Here is a 6,077-nt window from a genome sequence, read left to right on the forward strand (position 1 = left end):
TCGGAATGGGAGTTTCCGCAGGAATTGGCGTCGGTGTCGGAATTGGCGTCGCAGTGGAAATAGGCGTCGGAGTTGGAGTTGGCGTCGGAGTTTCCGCAGGCGTCGGAATGGGAGTTTCCGCAGGCGTCGGAGTCCGAGTTGGCGTCGGAGTTTCCGCAGGCGTCGGAGTTCCCGTGGGAGTTGGAGTTTCCGCAGGCGTCGGAGTTCCCGTGGGAGTTGGAGTTTCCGCAGGCGTCGGCGTCGGAGTTGGAGTTGTATCTACAATAGTCAAAACAGCACTAGAAATTGCTCCTAAATCTGCTTTGTTAGTGGGATTGTTCAGAGTTAAATTAACAGTTTCCTTCTCTTCTATCTCTGAATCATCCACAATTGGAATCGTGAAAGTTTGAGTAGTTTCGCCAATGCCAAAATTTAATGTTCCCGATTTCTGGTTATAGTCACTACCAGCATTAGCAGTGCCATTACTTGTACTGTAACTGACAGCAGCAGCCACATTAGCATCAGTGCGAGTAACGGTAATTGTGGCAAATTGACCGTTTTCATTAACGCTGTAGTTGGCGTTGCTGAAATTAAATGTGCCTGGATTAGTGAGGTTGATAATGAACGATTGGGTATCAGAAGTATCGAGTCCTTCGTTATCTCTACCGCCATTATCTCTCAGGTTTAGAGTTATATTAGCACTGCCGATCGCCCCCGGCATCGGTGTAAAGGTTAGCGTCCCCACCGAGTCGATCGCAGGTTGTACACTAAACAAAGCAGCATTATCATTCCCTACCACTTGAAAAGCCACAGTTTGTCCTGATTCGTTAGGGCCTGGAGAAATCGCAGTCGCCCATCCGGGGATGGTTTGTGGCCCCGAATTGCTGCTGAGAGTGCGATCGACCCCTTTGACAAACGAAGGTGGATCGTTGACTGGATTAACTGCGATCGAACTTGTTAAACTATTAGTGCTAAACGGCGTTGTTCCCCCAGTAACTGAAGCATTGACGCCCGCAGTACCGCTGGCAACTCCGTTACTTCCATCCCACGCCCGAAAAGTAATTGTTGGTTCGCTTCCAGGGGTACTGTAATAGTCTGGGTTGGGTACAAAGCGGACTCTCGCAGGCGTTTGCAGGGAAACCCCCGTCAGGTTGATGTTAGCTTGCGCCGAGTTAGTGCCGTCACCGAGGAATAGAAAATTAGGAGTTTCGTAAGGATCTATCTGGTCGCTAAATCCTGAATAATCGCGCAGCGGGCCGGTTAGTATGATATCGCTGCCATCGGAAAGAAAGTAATTGTCACCTTGAACTCTGAGAGTGTAGTTAGTAGCAATATTGGTGTTATAAGCAACATTCTCTGCTGCAACAAATAAGCCGTTGGTTTGTCCGACTAGGTTGGGAGTAATGCCGTCGCCTTGTGCAAAGATATTGCCAGAGTTTTCAGATAGCCGCTGGAAACCGATTTCAATGGCTTTGCGATCGCTAGTAACAGCAACAATGCTAAAACCCGCCCGATTTTGATTAGTGCGGGATTCCGAGATAATTTGGAGATTAAAAGACAAGCTAAAGCCTGTAGTGCGATCGAGCGGGGGAAATGACGGATTTAAAGGATTATTTGTATAGCCAGCATAAATGCTATTGTCCGCACTGCTGTTTAAATTAACTCCATTACCGCTAAAAAATTCTGAAGCTGTAGCGGTAGGAGAAGCAAAATTTGAGTTAGTCAAAGACAGCCAATTTTGAGAACTGGGAGTGTTACCAAGTAAGCCATTATAAAGAGGAGTCGGGCCGAGCACTGTTGCTGAAGTTTCCGACACTGCACCGAAATTTGTCCAAGTATTGCCATCTGTTGAAAATTGCCAGTTACCGTTAGTATTGTCTGCAGCGGTGACTGCGACACCCAAAGGATCGCCATTAGCGTCACTTCCTAACTCGCTAGTGATGTTAAAAATACTAAAGCCTGTGTTAGCGACGCTGGGTATATTTTCATTAATTGCGATCGGCGGATTAACATTAGGAGTTGCCAAATTGGGAGCAATGTTAACCGATCGGTTGCGGAGACTGTTAATATAAATACTGTTAATTCCGCCGTTGGGCAAACCCAAGGAGCCGGGACTATCTATAGTATAACTAGCAGTTCTGTTGATGCCGCCAATAGCGCTGGAAAACTCAACATTACCCCCGTTGGGTGGTGCTGGAATTTGCACCTTAGCTGCACTCCCAAAGGCTCCGTGAGTTCCTGTTCCTGGACTCCTCCAGGCGATCGAATCTATTGTATCGGTATTTGTAGTGCTAGCATTATCAACATAAACAACATCTGACTCCGCGAAATTCCCATGAAAATTTCCGGCTGGGAGCAGCTTTGTCAAAAATCCACCTTGGGGACTCAATCGAATGTTCCAATCGTTGTTTGTTCCCGACGGTATGGGGTTGTAGGCAATCTCTTGATCGGCAGGCGAACCGCCGATCGTAAGTATTGTTCCTGCTTTAAACACAGGAGCAATACTTGCCATATTAGTAAATCGATAAGCTGAATATTTAGCTACTGTTGGCTCAGTTGAGTCGCCTACAAAATAGCTCTGAAGCTGAGTTGCGCTTACATCTTCCGTCAACAGCAGTTCCACATACTCATTCCCCTGGAATTGCCCGTCCCGCCGGAATTCGTTAATAATTATCTGTCCCATCTAGATGCACCTAAATTTGAGATGATTATGTATTAGCTGCCAACTACTATCAATTTTTTTACATTTAATTTTTATTTACGTAAATACACTGTCAGTAGTTTCTCCGTAAAGTGGCTTTTTTAAGTCATTTTTATTACTAAAATAATACCGGGAGTGCAGAGCAGTGTCAAGCAAAAGCTTGGAGTATTGTCGATCGCACTCCCGGACGCAAAAAGTGATTTGATACACTGCTCATAGGGGCAAGCTACGCGCTGTGCACCCTACATAATTAACTAAGGTGCGTACTCCGCACCTTAGTTAATTAAGTTGTGCTTACCCGAAGATGGTAAAATCATTCAGATCGATCGCACTAGCTTGCACTCCATTCAAAGCAGCCAACAGTTGACCGTTCTCACCAATCCTGATGAAAGCTGCATTAGCGCTTTGGGTAATACTAAGTTGAGAAAAAGTTAGACCGCCCGCTAACACCAGCAAATCTTCACCTTTTGTGAAATCAGTAATTTGATCGCTGCCTTCACCTGCTGTTAAAACAAAGCGATCGCGCCCAATGCCGCCGTTGAGAATATCATTTCCCAAACCCCCAATCAGACAATCGTCACCTTTGCCGCCGTAGAGAGTATCGTTGCCCTCATCGCCGCACAGTTTATCGGAACCGCCGTTGCCAAACATCAGATCGTTGCCAGCAGCGCCGCACAGGGAATCTGCCTCGCCGTTAAAGTCGATCGCACTGTCTCCGAAAATAGTATCGTCCCCATCGTCGCCACAAATGCTATCACTGCCGCGATCGCCCAACAGCCGATCGTTGCCAGTACCCCCCACCACAACGTCATTGCCCTTGCCGCCATAAACAGTATCATTGCCCTCGCCGCCGCTTAGAGTATCCGCAGCATCTCCCCCATTCAAGAAGTCGTTGCCAGCAGCGCCAAACAGCAAATCGCGTCCAGTCGAATCAGGGCCCGACGGGTCAAAACTGCCTCCAAACAAGCAGTCGTTACCCTGAGCCCCAACGAGAGTGTCATTGCCTTTGTCGCCCCAAATCAAGTCATCGTCTTTGCCGCCGATCGCCACATCATCGCCCTTACCCCCGAAAATGCGATCGTCGCCGCCGGCGCCGTTGAGGTAATCATTGCCATTGCCGCCAAACAGCAAGTCTTTGTCTGCATTCGGGCCAAGGGGGATATTGGTGGGCAGTCCCCCGTAAATATTGTCGTTGCCTTTTTCGCCCAGCAGAATGTCGTCGCCGTTGAAACCGCTGATAACGTCGTTGATATTGCTGCCGATGAGGAAGTCGTCGCCGTCAGTGCCATTGAAAGTGCGATCGACTGAATTCGGGCCTGGGATCGAACCGATCGCGGGTAGGGTAATCTGTTCGCAAATGCAATCGGTATCGCCCCCTTGAACGCTGTCAGAGTCAACAGGAATTCCGGTGGGAGTCGGAGTGCCGGTGGGAGTCGGAGTTCCGGTTGGGGTTGGAGTTTCCGTGGGAGTCGGAGTTTCCGTGGGAGTCGGAGTTCCCCTGGGAGTCGGAGTTCCGATGGGAGTTGGAGTTCCGGTTGGAGTCGGAGTTCCGGTTGGAGTCGGAGTTCCGATGGGAGTTGGAGTTCCGGTTGGAGTCGGAGTTCCGGTTGGAGTCGGAGTTCCGATGGGAGTTGGAGTTCCGGTTGGAGTCGGAGTTTCCGTGGGAGTCGGAGTTTCCGTGGGAGTCGGAGTTGGAGTTCCGGTTGGGGTTGGAGTTTCCGTGGGAGTCGGAGTTCCGGTTGGAGTCGGAGTTCCGGTTGGAGTCGGAGTTCCCGTGGGAGTCGGAGTTTCCGTGGGAGTCGGAGTTCCCGTGGGAGTTGGAGTTTCCGTGGGAGTTGGAATTTCCGTGGGAGTCGGAGTTCCCGTGGGAGTTGGAGTCGGGGTTCCCGTGGGGGTTGGAGTTCCGGTTGGAGTCGGAGTTCCCGTGGGGGTTGGAGTTCCGGTTGGAGTCGGAGTGCCGGTTGGAGTCGGAGTTCCGGTTGGAGTCGGAGTTGCGGTTGGAGTCGGAGTTGCGGTTGGAGTCGGAGTTTCCGTGGGAGTCGGAGTTTCCGTGGGAGTTGGAGTCGGAGTTTCCGTGGGAGTCGGAGTTTCCGTGGGAGTCGGAGTCGGAGGGTTATTGACAACAATGCTTGCCGTGACGATCGCAGAATCAGCTTTCCCGTCATTAGCCTTGTAGGTAAAAGAGTCTGTCCCTGCAAAACCAGCATTCGGAGTATAAGTGAAAGAACCGTTAGCGTTGAGGGCGATCGACCCTGTAGCCGGATTTGTCACCAGAATCGCCGTCAGCGGGTCATTTTCCGGGTCTGTATCGTTGATTAAGACTCCCAAACCAGTCACGTTGAGACTCGTATTAAAAGCAGTAGTATAGCTGTCAGAATTCGCCACAGGCGGGTTATTGTTGACGCTGACAGTCACGGTAGCCGGTTCCGAGCTAACTATTCCGTCGCTGACTGTGTAGGTAAATGTGTCTGTTCCAGAAAAGCCAGCGTTAGGAGTATAAGTGAAAGAACCGTCTTTGTTGAGGGCGATCGACCCTTTCGTCGGATTTGCGGCCACCGCAGCACTCAGCGTGTCCAAATCTGCGTCGGAGTCGTTGGCTAAAACTCCCGGCACTATTTTGCTGAGGACTGTTCCCGCACTGACGCTGTAGGTATCGGGTTGTGCGATCGGCGGATTGTTTGTAACGTTGATATTTGCCGAAATTGCTGGTAAAGTAGCAGCCCCGTCACTGACTGTGTATGTAAAGCTGTCGAGTCCCACGAATCCCGGATTGGGAGTATAGATAAAAGAACCATCTTTATTGAATGCGATCGTGCCGTTGTTGGGGTTGCTAAAAATATTTGCCGTCAATACCTCGCCATCAACGTCGCTGTCGTTGGCTAAAACTCCCTTGGCAACAGGCACGTTCAAGACTCGATCGTGTAGGGTAGGGTAATTTTCAGGTTGTACGATCGGCGGATTGTTGGTGACAGAGATATTCGCGATTGCTGGTAAAGTAGCAGCCCCGTCGCTGACTGTGTATGTAAAGCTGTCGAGTCCCACGAATCCCGGATTGGGAGTATAGATAAAAGAACCGTCTTTATTGAATGCGAGAGTGCCATTGGTGGGATTTGTGACTTTAGTTGCCGTCAACACATCGCCATCAACGTCGCTATCGTTGGCTAAAACTCCCTTGGCGGCAGGCAGGTTCAAGACTCGATCGTGTAAGGTAGGGTAATTTTCGGGTTGTACGATCGGCGGATTGTTTATGACATTGATATTTGCCGAAATTGCTGGTGTCGTAACAGCCCCATCGCTGACACTGTAGGTAAAGCTATCGAGTCCAAAAAATCCAGGGTTCGGAGTATAAGTAAACGAACCATCCTTATTAAATCCGAGAGTGCCATTGTTGGGATTT

At 49.8% G+C, this 6,077-nt stretch carries 2 protein-coding genes; both read right to left on the reverse strand.

What is annotated here, in order from left to right; all coding sequences use genetic code 11:
• A partial coding sequence (locus QUB39_RS27140) for a choice-of-anchor Y domain-containing protein (protein ID WP_333485198.1) occupies positions 1-2,662 on the reverse strand: 2,662 nt, incomplete at its 3' end.
• 312 nt (positions 2,663-2,974) lie between these two features.
• Positions 2,975-6,077, reverse strand: a 3,103-nt coding sequence (locus QUB39_RS27145; protein ID WP_333485199.1) for a tandem-95 repeat protein, incomplete at its 5' end; no start/stop codon positions are given.

The sequence above is a fragment of the Microcoleus sp. AT8-B5 genome, from assembly GCF_036705565.1.
Lineage (GTDB): Bacteria > Cyanobacteriota > Cyanobacteriia > Cyanobacteriales > Microcoleaceae > Microcoleus.